Annotated in this window: 21 protein-coding genes; 6 read left to right on the forward strand and 15 right to left on the reverse strand. The window is 61.5% G+C overall.

Annotation, left to right across the window (positions count from 1 at the left end; translation table 11 throughout):
* Positions 1-42: 42 nt before the first annotated feature.
* Entirely contained in the window at positions 43-414 is a 372-nt protein-coding gene (locus E8Q41_RS23220) for a hypothetical protein (protein ID WP_137157943.1), read from the reverse strand.
* 182 nt (positions 415-596) lie between these two features.
* Between E8Q41_RS23220 and E8Q41_RS23225 the strand changes: the two genes are divergently transcribed.
* On the forward strand, positions 597-2,171 hold the full coding sequence (locus E8Q41_RS23225) for a helicase HerA-like C-terminal domain-containing protein (protein WP_137157944.1): 1,575 nt from the start codon (positions 597-599) through the stop codon (positions 2,169-2,171).
* 6 nt (positions 2,172-2,177) lie between these two features.
* On the opposite strand, the gene E8Q41_RS23230 is transcribed toward E8Q41_RS23225, so the two are convergent.
* Positions 2,178-2,672, reverse strand: a complete 495-nt coding sequence (locus E8Q41_RS23230; protein WP_137157945.1) for a hypothetical protein — start codon at positions 2,670-2,672, stop codon at positions 2,178-2,180.
* A 401-nt stretch (positions 2,673-3,073) separates the two neighbouring features.
* Here E8Q41_RS23230 and E8Q41_RS23235 point away from each other — a divergent pair, with 401 nt between their 5' ends.
* On the forward strand, positions 3,074-3,259 hold the full coding sequence (locus E8Q41_RS23235) for a hypothetical protein (protein ID WP_137157946.1): 186 nt from the start codon (positions 3,074-3,076) through the stop codon (positions 3,257-3,259).
* 21 nt (positions 3,260-3,280) lie between these two features.
* On the opposite strand, the gene E8Q41_RS23240 is transcribed toward E8Q41_RS23235, so the two are convergent.
* The 4 genes from E8Q41_RS23240 to E8Q41_RS23255 form a co-directional block, all read right to left on the reverse strand.
* A complete protein-coding gene (locus E8Q41_RS23240; protein WP_137157947.1) occupies positions 3,281-3,901 on the reverse strand; it encodes an FMN-binding negative transcriptional regulator in 621 nt (206 codons plus the stop codon).
* 83 nt (positions 3,902-3,984) lie between these two features.
* Positions 3,985-4,761 carry a VOC family protein gene (locus tag E8Q41_RS23245; RefSeq protein WP_137157948.1) on the reverse strand — a complete coding sequence of 259 codons (777 nt, stop codon included), beginning with the start codon at positions 4,759-4,761 and terminating at the stop codon, positions 3,985-3,987.
* Positions 4,762-4,795: 34 nt separating this feature from the next.
* Positions 4,796-5,284, reverse strand: coding sequence for a DUF1579 domain-containing protein (locus E8Q41_RS23250; RefSeq protein WP_137157949.1), 489 nt, complete (start codon positions 5,282-5,284; stop codon positions 4,796-4,798).
* Between the two features lie 13 nt (positions 5,285-5,297).
* Positions 5,298-6,029, reverse strand: coding sequence for a thioredoxin family protein (locus E8Q41_RS23255; RefSeq protein WP_137157950.1), 732 nt, complete (start codon positions 6,027-6,029; stop codon positions 5,298-5,300).
* A 58-nt stretch (positions 6,030-6,087) separates the two neighbouring features.
* Here E8Q41_RS23255 and E8Q41_RS23260 point away from each other — a divergent pair, with 58 nt between their 5' ends.
* Positions 6,088-6,534, forward strand: coding sequence for a MarR family transcriptional regulator (locus E8Q41_RS23260; protein WP_137157951.1), 447 nt, complete (start codon positions 6,088-6,090; stop codon positions 6,532-6,534).
* A 6-nt stretch (positions 6,535-6,540) separates the two neighbouring features.
* Here E8Q41_RS23260 and E8Q41_RS23265 read toward each other — a convergent pair whose 3' ends face one another.
* Complete coding sequence (locus E8Q41_RS23265) at positions 6,541-6,963, reverse strand: organic hydroperoxide resistance protein (RefSeq protein WP_137157952.1); 423 nt, start codon at positions 6,961-6,963, stop codon at positions 6,541-6,543.
* 113 nt (positions 6,964-7,076) lie between these two features.
* Between E8Q41_RS23265 and E8Q41_RS23270 the strand changes: the two genes are divergently transcribed.
* Positions 7,077-7,511 carry a MarR family transcriptional regulator gene (locus tag E8Q41_RS23270; protein ID WP_137157953.1) on the forward strand — a complete coding sequence of 145 codons (435 nt, stop codon included), beginning with the start codon at positions 7,077-7,079 and terminating at the stop codon, positions 7,509-7,511.
* On the opposite strand, the gene E8Q41_RS23275 is transcribed toward E8Q41_RS23270, so the two are convergent.
* From E8Q41_RS23275 to E8Q41_RS23290, 4 genes are all read right to left on the reverse strand, one after another.
* Positions 7,512-8,369, reverse strand: coding sequence for a L,D-transpeptidase (locus tag E8Q41_RS23275; RefSeq protein WP_137157954.1), 858 nt, complete (start codon positions 8,367-8,369; stop codon positions 7,512-7,514). It abuts the gene before it with no gap.
* A 79-nt stretch (positions 8,370-8,448) separates the two neighbouring features.
* Entirely contained in the window at positions 8,449-8,718 is a 270-nt protein-coding gene (locus E8Q41_RS23280) for a BrnA antitoxin family protein (protein WP_137157955.1), read from the reverse strand.
* Positions 8,705-9,004 carry a BrnT family toxin gene (locus tag E8Q41_RS23285; protein WP_137157956.1) on the reverse strand — a complete coding sequence of 100 codons (300 nt, stop codon included), beginning with the start codon at positions 9,002-9,004 and terminating at the stop codon, positions 8,705-8,707. The genes E8Q41_RS23280 and E8Q41_RS23285 overlap by 14 nt, the downstream gene beginning before the upstream one ends.
* A 104-nt stretch (positions 9,005-9,108) precedes the next feature.
* The gene (locus E8Q41_RS23290) at positions 9,109-9,681 is read right to left on the reverse strand and encodes a TMEM175 family protein (protein ID WP_137157957.1); all 573 of its coding nucleotides are present in this window, start codon (positions 9,679-9,681) and stop codon (positions 9,109-9,111) included.
* 115 nt (positions 9,682-9,796) lie between these two features.
* On the opposite strand from E8Q41_RS23290, the gene E8Q41_RS23295 reads away from it, so the two are divergent.
* On the forward strand, positions 9,797-11,173 hold the full coding sequence (locus tag E8Q41_RS23295; protein ID WP_137157958.1) for a TIGR03808 family TAT-translocated repetitive protein: 1,377 nt from the start codon (positions 9,797-9,799) through the stop codon (positions 11,171-11,173).
* Between the two features lie 62 nt (positions 11,174-11,235).
* Here E8Q41_RS23295 and E8Q41_RS23300 read toward each other — a convergent pair whose 3' ends face one another.
* A complete protein-coding gene (locus tag E8Q41_RS23300; RefSeq protein WP_137157959.1) occupies positions 11,236-11,433 on the reverse strand; it encodes a hypothetical protein in 198 nt (65 codons plus the stop codon).
* 40 nt (positions 11,434-11,473) lie between these two features.
* Positions 11,474-11,656 (reverse strand): hypothetical protein, encoded by a 183-nt coding sequence (locus E8Q41_RS23305; RefSeq protein WP_137157960.1) that lies wholly within the window; start codon positions 11,654-11,656, stop codon positions 11,474-11,476.
* A 295-nt stretch (positions 11,657-11,951) separates the two neighbouring features.
* Between E8Q41_RS23305 and E8Q41_RS23310 the strand changes: the two genes are divergently transcribed.
* Positions 11,952-12,410 (forward strand): CreA family protein, encoded by a 459-nt coding sequence (locus E8Q41_RS23310; protein WP_246660303.1) that lies wholly within the window; start codon positions 11,952-11,954, stop codon positions 12,408-12,410.
* Between the two features lie 76 nt (positions 12,411-12,486).
* Here E8Q41_RS23310 and E8Q41_RS23315 read toward each other — a convergent pair whose 3' ends face one another.
* Positions 12,487-12,951, reverse strand: a complete 465-nt coding sequence (locus E8Q41_RS23315) for a chemotaxis protein CheW (protein WP_137157961.1) — start codon at positions 12,949-12,951, stop codon at positions 12,487-12,489.
* A gap of 1 nt (position 12,952) precedes the next feature.
* The gene (locus tag E8Q41_RS23320) at positions 12,953-15,004 is read right to left on the reverse strand and encodes a methyl-accepting chemotaxis protein (protein WP_137157962.1); all 2,052 of its coding nucleotides are present in this window, start codon (positions 15,002-15,004) and stop codon (positions 12,953-12,955) included.
* Positions 15,005-15,032 lie beyond the last annotated feature (28 nt).

The raw sequence follows: 15,032 nt of genomic DNA on the forward strand, positions 1-15,032 counted from the left end.
GGGGCGAGGCAAGAAATACTATACCTCGCCAACCACCATTCGTTAAACAAACTGCGACAGACCGGGCACAGATGCGATAACCGCATCCACCGTCTCGTCGCCTGCATATTGACGCGCCACCGCCATGGTTTGTTTCGCGAGCGCGGTAATTTCTCCCATGCCAAGGCCGAGGCTCATCAATTTCTGGCCGAGCCCCATGATGCCGCCGCCGAGCAAAGCGCCGAGAATGCCGCCGCCGCCGCCGCTCGCGCCATCCGCGAGCTCGGCCGCGCCAGGAATGGCCGCAATCATCTTTTCAACAGCCGCGTCATCGCCTTCCTTGCGCAGGAAGGCCAGCATAAAGCCAATCGCCTTTGAGGCGACGTCCGCTTCGATCCCGACCGCATCCGCAACCTTAGTCACCAATTCCGACATTGAATCCTCCGTTTATTGACGTTTACGTCAATGTAATTCCTGTTTCGCCGCAGGGCAAGCCCGCCCCGCCGCTTTCCCGCATTGCGTGAACATACGCATCGCCCGCAGCGTCATCACCCTCTATAGCAAATCCCCTATGTTTCAATTATGTACAGGACATCTGAATATATCCGGAGGACGATATGCTGGTCGATGGCAAGATTTATCTGGGAACGAGCCGCAAGCCCGACGATTCTGTCAACAAGCCGGAATATCTCGACCTTAAATTCGCCAATCGCCACGGATTGATCACCGGCGCTACCGGCACCGGCAAGACGGTCACCCTGCAGGTGCTGGCCGAAGGTTTCTCGAACGCCGGCGTGCCGGTGTTCTGCGCCGACATCAAGGGCGACCTTTCCGGCGTCGCCGCCCTCGGCGAGTTCAAGGATTTCCTCGACAAGCGCGCCAAGGATATCGGCTTCACCGATTATGATTTCCAGCAGTTCCCGGTGATCTTCTGGGATCTCTATGGCGAAAAGGGCCATCGCGTCCGCACCACGCTGACCGAAATGGGTCCGCTGCTGCTATCGCGGCTCATCAATGCGTCCGACGCCCAGGAAGGCGTGCTCAACATCGCCTTCAAGATCGCTGACGAAGGCGGCCTGCCGCTGCTCGATCTCAAGGATCTCCAGGCCATGCTCAACTATATGGGCGAGAACGCACAGGAGATCTCCACTAAATTCGGCTTCATCTCTAAGGCCTCGGTCGGCTCGATCCAGCGCGAACTACTGATCCTGGAACAGCAGGGCGCAACCAAACTCTTCTCCGAGCCGGCGCTCAAGATCACGGACGTCATGCGCACCACCAATGACGGCCGCGGCGCGATCTCGGTGCTCGCCGCCGACCGGCTGATGATGAATCCGCGCCTCTACGCCACCTTCCTGCTCTGGCTGCTCTCCGAACTCTTCGAGCAACTGCCTGAGGTCGGCGATCCCGACAAGCCGAAGCTGGTGTTCTTCTTCGACGAGGCGCATCTTCTGTTCAAGGACTCGCCCAAAGTGCTGATCGAGCGCGTCGAGCAGGTGGTGCGGCTCATCCGCTCCAAGGGCGTCGGCGTCTATTTCGTCACCCAGAACCCGATGGATGTGCCGCAGACGGTGCTCGCCCAGCTCGGCAACCGCGTCCAGCACGCGCTGCGCGCCTATACGCCCAACGAGCAGAAGGCGGTGAAGACCGCCGCCGACACCTTCCGCCCCAATCCCGACTTCAGCTGCGCAGATGTGATCACCACGCTCGGCACAGGCGAAGCGCTGATCTCCACCCTCGAAGGCAAGGGCGCGCCCTCGGTGGTCGAACGCACCCTGATCCGCCCGCCCTCGGGCCGCATTGGCCCGCTCAACGAAGACGAGCGCCGCCAGGTGATGTCGGTCAGCCCGGTGCGCGACATGTATGACGAGGATTTCGATCGCGAAAGCGCCTTCGAGATCCTGACCAAGAAGGCCGAAGCCGCAGCGCAGTCGCAGTCGCAGTCGCAGACCCAGGTCCAGCAGCCCGACCCTGCCCAGGCGCCGGCCGACCAGACCGGCTCGATCACCATCGGCGGCTGGACGCTGCCCGGCTTCGGAACCGACCCGACGCCCCAGGCCCAACAGCAGAAAAAGAGCGGCTACCAGCGCGAAACCATCATGGAAGCCGCGATGAAATCCGCCGCCCGCTCCGTGGCCACGGCGGTGGGCGCGGCGATCGTGCGCGGGATCTTGGGAAGCTTGCGGCGGTAAAGGCGCTTAGGGCCGCCCTTCTTCAACCACGCGGCCGTTATCGACATGGAGCGTCATAAATGACCCGTTTTCGGGGGTGCGCCTAAACAGAGACCATTCGGGTTGTTCGCCCCCCGTATTGAACGTCACGACATAAGTGTCGCCTTCCAAAGCCAGATTGAGTTCCGGCAACCGGGCGAACAGGGACAGATTTTCCACACGACGGCCAACTAAGGACTGGAAATGTCTTTCCCAATCATTTTCCTCAGTCCAACTGGCGCAGAGGATCGAGGTCTCGCTCTCGATGCGCCAACTCCATTCGATCATGATCCCGAATTCACCGATCAATCGCCGGCCAAACTCGCTCTTCATGTTTGGATCGGCAAACAATGCGCCGACTTCAACGAACAATGCCGACCCGTTCCCTCGCCAAACTGAACTCACTCTTTGGCCGCGGATATCGCGCGCAAAGGCCTCGAACTGAGATTGGGCAGAAACCAATTGAGCTTTTTCGGTATGCAATGGGCGCTTGTCCCTTTTTGATGTCGAAACGCCGGCAAGAAGACGCCGTCATCCGAAAGGTAAACTTTCTCAAATGGAGACGCAATTTTTTTAAAACACGGGTGGTGATAGCAACGAACGGCTGCAGAGCAGTGACGATCCAGCGCGGCTCGTTCAATCCTCCGTTCGAGAACAACGCGGATTTCGAACGACGTCGGTAGTATCATCGCTCGCCGGCACCTCAGCGAGCTGCGAATTATCCAGAAACTACCCACGAGACCATGAAAAGCTTCATGGCGAACTTCCGGGAACACATGATTATAAATCTCGGCTTTCTATGACCTGAGAATGGTAGGTCTCGCGGAACCTTCGAAATCACCCCTCGTTCCTCCAACGCAACCCAACCGCCGCAGGAGGACGATATGGGAACGGAACAAGCGCCGACGCCGCAGGGCAAGCAATCATCCAGGGATCTGCACGAAGCTGCCGCCGGCGAGGAACGCAAGGTCGAAGCCGAAAAGGGTTCAGACTTGAAGAAGGGCGCCGACCGTGTCGAGGAGCGGTCCCGCAGCAGCGACGGCAAGGGCGCTGGCGAAAAGCAAAGCTGACGCGAAGAACCCTTTGATGGCTTATGGCACGAGCGTCGCCGCCACCCGATCCATCGCTTCCCCGCTCGACGCGAGCCCTTCCCGAACGCTGTTTCGATCCGCCTCGCTGCGGTTCTGGCTCATCTTGCGCTTGCCTTCGAGCTTTTCGATCGGCATCCGCAGACCGACGATCCCGCGTAGCTGGCCGGCGATGTAGCTTTCGGGCGCGTCCGACACCGCCCAAGGCGATTTGCGCCCGGTTTCATGCAGGCGCGTGAGGCGTGTGACAATGTCGAGCAACCGGTCGCCGTCGTCGAAGAACTCCACCGGACCGGAGGCGTGCACGCTTTCATAGTTCCAGGTCGGGACGACTTTGCCATGCTCGGCCTTGGACGCATACCAGGACGGCGTCACATAGGCGTCGGGACCCATGAAGATCGCGAGCCCCGGCCCGATCGGCTGGACCTTCCATTGCGGATTGGGGCGGGCGAGATGGGCGTAGAGCACACCATAGTCGCCTTCGCTCTCGTCCAGAAACATCGGCAGCGGCGTCGCCAGAGGCCCATCGGCGGTGGCGGTGACGAAATTGGCGAGCCGGCAGGCGGCTATCATCCTGCGGATGTCCGAGAGGTCGTCGACGGCGAAGGCGGGCGGCGTATACATCATTCACCCCAAGAAGACAGGCGCGAGGCGTTTCGCCCCGCGCCTGCATTGTTTCCAAAAGCCGCCCGCAATGCAAGGCGCGGTCACTCGCTCTCGGACATCAGCGAAAACGCCGCGCCCTGTGGATCGAGCGCCGGGCAGATCCAGGCGCCGCCCGGCACCTGATGCGGCTCCATCAGCACCTGCCCGCCAAGTTCAGTGACCCTGGCTGCGGCGGCTCGGATCGCGGGGACGAGGATGTAGAAGTTCCAGAATGGCATGGGCATCTCGGGCCGCTTGTTCATCATGCCGCCGATGCCGCGCTCACCGAGCTTGAAGGTCTGGTAGATGCCCATGGCGTCCATGTCGACAGCCATGTCCTTTTCCCAGCCGAATCGGGCGGCGTAGAAATCCCAGACCTTTTCCCAGTCGCCGGCCATCAGCTCGTTCCAGCCGACGGTGCCGGCGCTGCCCGGCGTCGGCCAGCTGCCGGTCTCACCCTCAGGCATCTGCGGGGTCATGAGGCAGACGACGGCCCCTTGCGGATCGGCGACGACGGCGAATCGACCGATGCCCGGGATGTCTTCGGGGGCTTTGTGGATTGCGCCGCCGTTTTGCTCGTATTCAGCCGCCGTCTTGTCGACGTCATCGACGGCGATGTAGCCGTTCCAGTTGGGCGGGATGCCTTGGGCTGCCATGTCGGGGGTGAGCGCCATCATGCCTGCCACGCCGGAGGGGAAGCCCGGGACCGCAAAGGTGGTGTAGGTGAAGCCTGCCATCTCCATCTCCGTCGGCTGCCAACCGAGCAGTGAACCGTAAAAGGCTTGTGCCGCCGCCGGATCAGGCGTCATCAACTCGTGCCAGATAAATGTGCCATGCATGCACAGTCCCTCTCTCTTGCTTGGAGGTCGGCTCTCAGCCGACGCGTTTTGCTTCGCTGGTCATGAAGGTCTTGAAACTGCCGTCCGCCTGGCGAACACTGCCGGAGAAGCGTCTGTTATCATCATCAATGAAGTGGATGACGTCGCGATAAAGCTCGGTGCGGTCAGGGTCTTCCATGCTCGGGCCTTCGGCCTCCAGGACGAGTGTCTGGCCGTCGTCCTCCAGCCACCCCTTGTAGACCCAGAATTTATCCATCATAGAACCGATCCAGCTGCCCACATAGTGGCCGACACGCGGATCGTAGCCGAGGGTGATGATCGCGGCGCCGCGCTCGCCCTCGCCCATGCCGCCCTCCGCTTCGGCGACGATCCAAAGGCCGCCGATGGAGCGGACCTTCTCGGTCCAGCGCTTGAGCGGGTCTTCGGGGTCATAGCCTTCATGGCCGGTGGAGGTGAGATAGAGCCAGTCGCCGACGAGGCGATCGAGCACGCGATGATGTTCGGTGGGTTTGGGAAACTCCATGAGACGCCCTCCCTCAATGGCAGCAGCCAGCCTTTTCAGCCGGTTTCTGGACATACTCGTCCTTGCGTCTGATGAAGCTCAACGTGCCCGTCTCGTTGCGGCCGAGCGGCGCGTGATCAAGGAACATCAGCGTTCCCAGCGTCTCCTCGCCGCCGCGGGCATATTGCGAATAGGTGTGATAGATCGTCCCGTCCTCGTCCTTGTAGAAGCTCGACAGGCCCGGCAATTCGTCATTGGCGCGCTCCGAGGGGATCGAGGTGTAATTGTAGGACACCGCCCCTGCCGCCAGTTGCTCGGGCGTGAAAGAGACATGGAAATCGTAATTGAAATCGCTGCCGAGGGATGAGACCCAGGGGAATGTCCAGCCCATGCGCTTCTTATAGGCGAGCAGTTTCGGCAGCGGCGCGCGCGACACGGTGACCAGACTGACATCGTGATGATTGAGATGGACGAGCGCGCCGTCCATGTGATCGGCGCCGAAGGAGCAACCGGGGCATCCCGCCTCCCAATCCGGCCCGAACATGAAATGAATAATGATCAGCTGGCTGTGACCGGCAAACAGATCCGCGAGACGCGCCGGTCCGGTTTCCGTTTCGAACACATAGTCCTTGTCGACCTTAACCCAGGGCAGAGCCAGCCGGTCCCGGTTGACGGCGTCGCGCTGGCGGGTCAGCGCCTTCTCCTTGACCAACAGCGCCTTGCGCGCCTCGAGCCACTCTTCACGCGATACGACTTCATGCTCCATCAGGCTTCCTCCTCGCCGCTGGACTTGACATTTACGTTGATATCAACATATATGAGACATGTCAATTCAACGCGCCGTTCCCTTCCAGACCACGATTTTCGTCAAGGATCACTGCATCTGCCTGCATGCCCAGCGCGCGGCGCGGGCGCTCGCCCGGCGCTTCGACAAGGCGATGAAACCCTTCGGCCTCACCAATGGCCAGTTTTCACTGCTGATGTCGCTCAACCGGCCCGAACCGCCGCCTTTGTCGGCAGTGGCGGATCTCCTCGCCATGGATCGGACGACGCTGACGGCGGCGTTGAAACCGCTGGAACGAGACGGCCTGCTGAAAGTTATCCCGAGCGAAAAGGATCGCCGCGCCCGACTGTTGCTGCTGACCGACGCCGGCCTCGACGTCCTGGCGCGCGCTTTGCCCGTCTGGAAATCCGAACACGAGGCGCTAGATAAAGAAATGCCGCAGGGCGACATGGATCGCCTGCGGCAGGATTTGCGTCGGATCGGCTGATCCGGATCAGGCCAGCGTGACCTGAACTTCGGTCGAGGTGCGCATCGCATGGCTGTAGGGGCAGACGATGTGGGCCTTGGCGACGAGATCTTCCGCAACGGCGCGATCGACATCGGGGACATCGACCGACAGCGATACTTCGATGCCGAAGCCCGTGCCGTCTTCGCGCGGACCGATGCCGACGGTGGCGGTGACATGCGTTTCGGGCGAGAGCTTCACCTTGGCCTGGCCGGCGACATATTTCAGCGCGCCGAGGAAGCAGGCAGAGTAGCCGGCTGCGAACAGCTGTTCGGGATTGGTGCCGGGGGCGCCGTCGCCGCCGAGTTCCTTCGGGGAAGTGAGGTTGACGGAGAGGTTGCCGTCATCCGTCTTGGAGGAGCCGACGCGGCCGCCGGTGGAGGTTGCGCGGGTGGTGTAGAGAATGGGCATTTCTGTCTCCCTGTTTGGATCTGACATGAGTTATATAGGGCGCAATTATGTTGTGCGCAATATAATTTTACAAAATTCATTTCGACGTGTATGGATGGGCTCAGGAGACGACCATGACCCAAGATCCCTTGAGCCTCGACAACCAGCTCTGCTTCGCCATCTATTCGGCCAGCCACGCCTTCACCAAGGCTTACAGGCCGCTGCTCACCGAGCTCGGCCTGACCTATCCGCAATATCTGGTCATGCTGGTTCTATGGGAGAAACGCGCCGCGAGTGTGACAGAGATCGGGGCAGCGCTGGGGCTCGACACCGGAACGCTGTCGCCGCTGCTGAAACGGCTGGAAAAGACCGGTTATATCAGGCGCGAACGCAGCCGCGAGGACGAGCGTCAGGTAATGATCGCATTGACGACGCCGGGCATGACGCTGAAGGTGCGGGCGCAGGAGGTCTTGAAAAGCATCGGCCAGGCGATCGGCTGCGATCTCGAGCAGATGCGGACCTTGATGGACGGATTGCGCCGGGTCAGGCGCAATCTCGAAGAGGCCTGATCAGAGAACCACGATCTCGGCGCCGCGGCCGACGCGGCGATAGAGGTCGACGACATCCTGGTTGAACATGCGGATGCAGCCGGACGAGGCCTGCTTGCCGACCGATTTCCAATCCGGCGTGCCATGGACGCGGAACAGCGTGTCCTTGCCATCGGCGAAGATATAGAGCGCGCGGGCGCCGAGCGGATTGTTGACGCCGCCCACCAGGCCGCCATAGGAGGCGGAGAACATCTTCATCTGCGGCTTGTCGGCGACATAGTCGTCCGACGGCGTCCAGCGCGGCCATTCGCGCTTGAACTGGATCACGCCGCGCCCCTTCCAGGCATAGCCCTGCCGGCCGATGCCGACGCCGTAGCGGATGGCGCGGCCATTGCCGAGCACGAAATAGAGATGGCGCGAACGGGTGTCGACCACCAGCGTGCCGGGCTTCTCCGACGTCCGGTAAGCGACTTCCTTGCGCAGGAATTCCGGATCGACATTCTCCACCGGCACCGCCGGCACCCGGCGACCGCCCTCCTCGAACTCCGCATAGGCGGCGACCCTCAACTTGGGCTGGGCGTACATCAAAGACGGATGCTGCATCATCGCCGCGCTTGCAGCCGCAGAGGCGACGGGATAGCCGGCCGTATCCTGATAGACCACCGTCGGCTTGATCTCGTTGACGTCGGAGGTGAACGGGGTCTTCTTCTTGACCACCACCGGCCGCGCCCAGACAGGATAGGTCTGCGCCACGAAGCGATCGGCGTCGGTGGAGCCGGTGTCGTAGAAATTCAGATCCTCGGGAGAACTCAGGCAGCCCGCCAAGGGCACAGACAAAAGCGTAAGAGCCAAAACTGTCTTGATCGTGCGCGTCTTCATGTCGGGACTCCGCGAGAAGGTTTTCCGCCTTCCGCCATCGCACAGTCAACTGGCGCGGAGCTTATGTGAAGCGCACGCCTCAGGAGGCGGCGTCGAGCTTTTCCGAGAGCCACACCTTGATCAGGGATTGATAGGGAACGTCGCGCTTGTTGGCGGCAACTTTGATTCTCTCCAGAAGAGGCGTCGGCAGGCGCAGCGAAATCGAGGTCGTTGACGGCTTCAGGTTCGGCAACCGAACGCGCTCCGCCTTGCTCCAATCCACAAATTCGGCGCTGTCGGTCGTCTCCCAAAACTGCCGTTCCTCGGCCTCGGACTGGAAAGCTGGAAGCATGCTGTCAGGCTTTTTCATAAGCGTCTCTCTCTTTCCGGCTCATGGGTCTAGCGGAAATGACCCGAAGTTTGGTGTTGTCAGCCCGCAAGGTGAACGTCACATGGAGCAATCTGCCGACATCAGTCTGACCCAAAGCGTGAAAACGGACCTCATAGAAGCTATGACCTATGTCTGACGCGATCACCAAAGGGTCGTTGAAAAAGATCTGCTCCGCTTCGACTTGCCTAACATCATGCTTTGCAACGCTTTTTCGTGCATTGCCGTCATCCCAGTCAAAACCGACGATCTGCGACCAATCAATCATGATGTATATTACCAGAATATACAGAAGTGACAATATTGACGACTTTTAGGGTGATCGCTTCCGTCAATGCGTGCAAATTACGGATGATCCGCTCCGGGAAACGCTTACGCGCGGCGCCGTTCGAAACGTCGGTCGGGAACGAGCCACGCCAGAGCGACGAGGAAATAGATGCCGAGACTGATCCAGGGCGACAGGAAGGCGCTGGGAACAGCGATCAGATAGGCGACAGCTGACAGCTTCCCCTTGACGTCGCGGCCCAGAGCGCGGGCGAAGTCGCTATCGCGTCCATTCGCATGCAGGAGCGCCCATTCCAGAATGATATAGGCAACGCCGCACATCAGAAGCACGCCGCCATAAAGCGCGACTGGAAACGGAGCGAAATGATTCTCGCCCATCGTCGCGGTGGTGAAAGGAACGAGAGACAGCCAAAACAGCAAATGCAGATTGGCCCAGAGCACCCCGCCGCTCACATTCTTGACGGCATGCATCATATGGTGGTGGTTGTTCCAGTATATGCCGACATTGACGAAGCTCAGCACATAGGACAGCAGCACCGGCCAAAGTGGAAGAACCGATAGCCAATCCTCGCCATGCGGCGTCTTGAGTTCCAGGACCATGATGGTGATGATGATCGCGATCACGCCATCGGAAAACGCCTCTATCCGTCCTTTTCCCATTTTCCCTCGCATGCGACGACATGACTGGTGTTCGGGCCGAGACTCACGCATCACCGCCCCACTCTGTGCCAAAGTAGGGCAAAGCTCGCTGGCACACAAATTGCTGGACGACGGCATGATCAGCAATACACGCATCTCGAGACGATTTCTCCTTGCTGGCCTCGGCTGCAGCCTTCCCAGCTTGGCTCTGTCCGCGCCGAAGCTTGCCTTCGAGCGGGTGGATTTTCGCGGCGCGATCAATTCGGAAGAATTCGGGGTGCGGCCCGGCGCGGTCGATCCGGCGAGCCGCGCCTTCCAGGCCATGCTCGACGCAGCGGCCAAGCGCGACGCGCCCGTCTTCCTGCCGCCAGGACGGTATGAGATCTCCGATATCACCCTGCCCGAAACAGTGCGGTTGAGCGGCGTGCCCGGCGCCACGCATCTCATCTACACCGGCTCGGGCCGCTTCATGCAGGCGGAGGGTTCAAAGCGCGTGATGCTGTCGGGTCTGACGATCGACGGCGCCAATCGCTGGCTGGGCGATGACCAGACCGGTCTCGTGACGCTGCGCAATGTGCCCGACGTCGACATTTCCGGCATCGAGCTGCGCGGCAGCCCGAAATTCGGCCTGTGGGTCGAGCGATCGGGCGGAAAGATCGCCGACAACGCGCTGTCAGGCGCCGGCGAAAGCGGCCTCTATGCCGTGGAGTCGACCGGATTGCAGATCACCGGCAACCATGTCTTCGATTGCGGCAATGGCGGAATTCTCGTCCATCGCTGGACGAAGGGCGCCGACAACACCATCGTCACCGGCAACCGCGTCGAGCGCATCGCCGCAAAATCCGGCGGAACCGGCGAAAACGGCAATGGCGTCAACGTCTTCCGCGCCGATGGCGTGATGGTCGCCAACAATCACATTTCCAACTGCGCCTTCTCCGCCGTGCGCTCCAACGCCGGCTCGAATGTGCAGATCCTCGGCAATCAATGCCTGGCCTCAGGCGAAATGGCCATCTATTCCGAATTCGGCTTCGAAGGCGCGATCATCGCCATGAACCACATTGATGTCGCGGCCAACGGCATCGCGGTGGTCAATTTCAACGAAGGCGGGCGTTTGGGCGTGGTCAGCGGCAACATCGTCCGCAATCTGAAACCCGAAGGCCCCTATGTGCAGGACGGTCAGTATTTCGGGATCGGCATTTCAGCGGAAGCCGAAACCACCGTCACCGGCAATGTCGTCGAAAACGCGCCCTTGTGGGGCCTGCAGATCGGCTGGGGGCCTTATCTGCGCAATGTCTCCGTCACCGGCAACATCGTCCGCCGGGCTGGCGTCGGCTGCGCGGTGACCGTGGTCGAGGGCGCGGGTTCGGCGCTGATCCAGTCCAATCAGTTTTTCGAGACGAAAGGCGCGGCCATCGCCGGTTTCCGCTGGGCGGAAAAGGTGACGGGCGAACTTGTCCAGGGCTCGGGCGAGAGCTTCCCCCATTTGAGTCTCCTGGGCAACCAGGCCGCATAGGCCTCACGCCCCTCGTCTCGCAGCCCCCTCCTGGAGCCCCGGATCCAGTCCGGGATCGGCTCTCAGGCGTGGCGGCCGATGCTGTTGTAGATCTGGCGTCCGACCAGCCACGCGACAGGCAAAGCCAGCACCGCCCCGGCAAGCGCCGCGCCTGCGATCTCAGAACCGTTGGTCATCCGCATCGCAAGCAATGCGGTGACCGCCGTTCCCATCAACACGGTGGCGCAAAGAACGTAGATCATGGCGACCAGGCGAAACATGGCTCTCTCCCCTCCTGAAGGATGATGGCTCTGACTGTGTTCAGTGGCGGCTCGGCAGGCGGCGCGAAAAGCGGCCGTGCAGATTGCGGATCCGCGTCTGATGGCGCGGATCGAGACCGGCGGTGACTTCGGAACGGCCCATGGCGAGTTCGATCGCCGCTGCTACGCCGATCAGCCCGAGAAGAACGATGAATGGCATGAAGAGTTCGACAATGTTGCGCATGGCGCGCCTCCTTCATCAGCAATGATGAAAGGCTACACCCGCTTGTCCTGAGCGCTTTGACCTCGCTCAACCGCTTTTCCTGACAGGTGAGAAGAACGGTTTCGGCAAGTGGCTGCGGCGGCTCGGAAACCCCCTGCTGAAAATTGATGATCGTCAGCTGAAAAAACAAACACTTGTCGACAAATTCTTCATGACCTTGAAAGCAGGCGCCGGCGTGACCACTCTCAAGGACGAATGCGATCATCACGAGGAGACGATCATGAAGATTTCAAAGGGCCTGGTTTTCGGTGCGCTGATGGCGGCGTCGGGCGCCTCGGCCTCATTTGCGGCCGACCGGGTCGGCGAAGTCGGCGTTGACTGGACCGGCAACGACATCGTCGTCGACGCCGTGCAGGACCCGAAGGTGCAGGGCATAACCTGCCATGTCGCCTATTTCGACCGTGGCGTGATCGATCGCCTCCGCAAGGGCAACTGGTTCGAGGACCCCTCCAACAGTTCCATCGCCTGCCGCCAGACCGGGCCGATCACCATCGGCGACATCGATCTCGACGAGGATGGCGAGGAGGTCTTCCGCTCCGGCCTGTCGCTGGTGTGGAAGTCGCTGGTGGTCAATCGCATCTACGACAAGAAGAACGACACGCTGATCTATCTGATCCACTCGCGCGAAGTGGTGGAAGGCTCGGCCAAGATGGCCATCTCCACGGTCCCGCTCTTCAATCAGCAGGTCACCTGGACGGAAGGCAAGCCGCAATAGGCCGCATAAACGGCCAAGGCGCGGGAACCCGCCAACTTGGCTCCCGCGCTGAATGGTTTTTCAGATCCTGTTGGGCTCAGGCGGCCTGCTTGAGCTCGTCGGCGATCACCGTGTCGAGGTTGAGGAAGCAGACCATCGACTTTTCGAGCGCCACGATGCCGCGGCAGAAGGCGCGCTGGGCTTCCGGAATGATTTCCGGGGCTGGCTGCAGGTCGTCGTTCTTGATGGTCATCATGTCGGAGACCTGCTCGACCAGAAGACCGACCAGCTTGCCGCCGATATCGGTGACGATGATCGCCGAACGTTCGGACGGCTCGGTCATCTTCATGCCGAGACGGCAGGCCATGTCGATAACCGGAATCACCGCGCCGCGCAGGTTGATCAGACCCAGGACGTAAGCCGGCGTATGCGGCATCGGCGTCACCGGCGCCCAACCGCGGATTTCGCGGATGGCCATGATGTCGATACAGAATTCCTGATCGCCCAGGTGAAACGACACGATTTCGAGGTGCGATCCGGACTGCTTGATCGTCATGCTCATGTTAGAACTCTTCCCAGTTGTTGGCGTTGGAGCTGGAGCCCGCCGAAGCGGTGGTTTTCGAGCCGAAAGCTCCTGCGAGCTTGTCGACCAGATTCTTGGCCGGCGACGGACGCGGCCGCGAGGCCTCGCTGGCCGGTTTCGCCGGGGCGAACAGTGACTTGGCGCGCACCGGCGGCGAGGACGGCTGCGACGGCTGGCGTGGCTGCGGCGCGGCGTGATCGGAGCCGCCCGAGGAGAAGGCGGCCGAGCGGCCTGCCGTGGCGGAAATCTGGAACTGCTTCATCAGCGAGGTCAGACCGCCCGCATCCTGCGCCAGCGTGTGGCTCGCGGCATTGGTTTCTTCGACCATCGCGGCGTTCTGCTGGGTCATCTGGTCCATCTGGCTGATGGCGGAGTTGATCTGCTGGATGCCGACCGACTGTTCCTGGGCGGTGGTCGAGATCTCGCGGACGATCTCGTTGATGCGCGACACTTCGTCGGCGATATCGACGAGCGCGTCGCGGGTGGCGGTGACCAGCTCGACCCCGGTCTTCACTTCGCCGCTCGAGCGGGCCACAAGGCTCTTGATGTCCTTGGCGGCGCCGGCGGCGCGGCCGGCGAGTTCACGGACTTCCTGCGCCACGACCGCAAAGCCCTTGCCGGCTTCCCCGGCGCGGGCGGCTTCGACGCCGGCGTTCAGCGCGAGCAGGTTGGTCTGGAAGGCGATTTCGTCGATGACGTTGATGATCTTGCCGATTTCGTTCGACGCCGTCTCGATGCGCTCCATGGCGTTCATCGCTTCGGAAACGACATTGCTCGACTGCTGGGCGTTGGCCTTGGTGCCGTCCACCATGCGGGTGGCCTCTTCGGCGCGCTCGGATGACTTCTTGACGGTGGCGGTGATTTCCTCGAGCGCAGCCGATGTCTGCTCGAGCGAGGCGGCCTGCTGCTCGGTGCGGCGGGCGAGATCGTCGGCGGCGCCGCGCATCTGGGACGCATTGGCCTCGATGGATGCCGAATTGTTCTTCACTTCGGCGATCACCGACTGCAGCTTGTCCATCGCGCGATTGAAGTCCTCGCGGACCCGCTCCAGATCCTCGCGGAACGGCTTGTCGATCTGCACCGTGAGGTCGCCGTCGGCGAGCCGGGCGAGCGCATTGGCGAGATTGTCGACCGCGAAACGAACCTGTTGCTCCTCTTCGCGGCGGGCGGCGTCGCGCGCCGAACGTTCACGATCGTTGCGGTCGCGTTCCTGATTGGCGTTGTCGGCGAAGGCGCGCTTGTCGAGGCCTGCGACGCGAAGCGCTTCGGCCGCGCGGGCCATGTCGCCGAATTCGTCGCCGCGGTCGCTGCCGTCGATTTTGGTGTCGAGATCGTCGTTGCGCATCCGCTCCAGGCCGTCGCGGATGGCGTAGACGCCCCGGCGGATGGCGGACGAATGGATCGGAAACAGCACCGACATCACGCCGATGCCGATCAGCCCGAGCAGAATCTGCATGTAGAGAGCATTCTGCGTCAGGGACTTGGCTTCCAGCACGGTGCCGTCGGCCTTCGCCTTGCCTTCAAGCGCCAGTTCGGCGAAGAGGTTGCTCAGCCGCTCGCCGGCGCCGTCGATCGTATCGTCGATCTTGGCGAAGTCCGCATCGGGCGCGCCCTGTTCGATCAGCTTCGGCAAATCGGTCAACACCGACGCCCTGACGGCGTCGATGTCGGCTGAGTAGGTCTGCGCGAGTTCCGGCTTGCCGATCGTGGCCGATAGCCCGCTGACCAGACCAGAAGCCTGTTTCATGCGATCGAGCGCTTCCGACATCAACGTGATGCGATCGGCGGCGACCTTCTTCTCCGCTTTGTCGACGATCGAGTCCATGGCGGCCAGCACCATGCTCAGATTGTCGATCCTCAGTTCCTGGACCGCAGCGACATCGTCACGGAGAGTCTGCCCCTGCTCCAGCGTTTGCACTGCATGGCGATTCTGCAGCCAGCCGACCGCGACCATGGCGCCAAAGCCCAAGATCGCAGCGGCCCCGATCGAGAAAAGGCGCTGATTGACTGAGAGGGATCGTTTCTGTTCCATTGGCCCCGCCGACTGCAACATAAATCTT

Source organism: Rhizobium sp. FKL33 (assembly GCF_005222915.1).
In the GTDB taxonomy this organism is placed as follows: Bacteria; Pseudomonadota; Alphaproteobacteria; order Rhizobiales; family Rhizobiaceae; genus Rhizobium_E.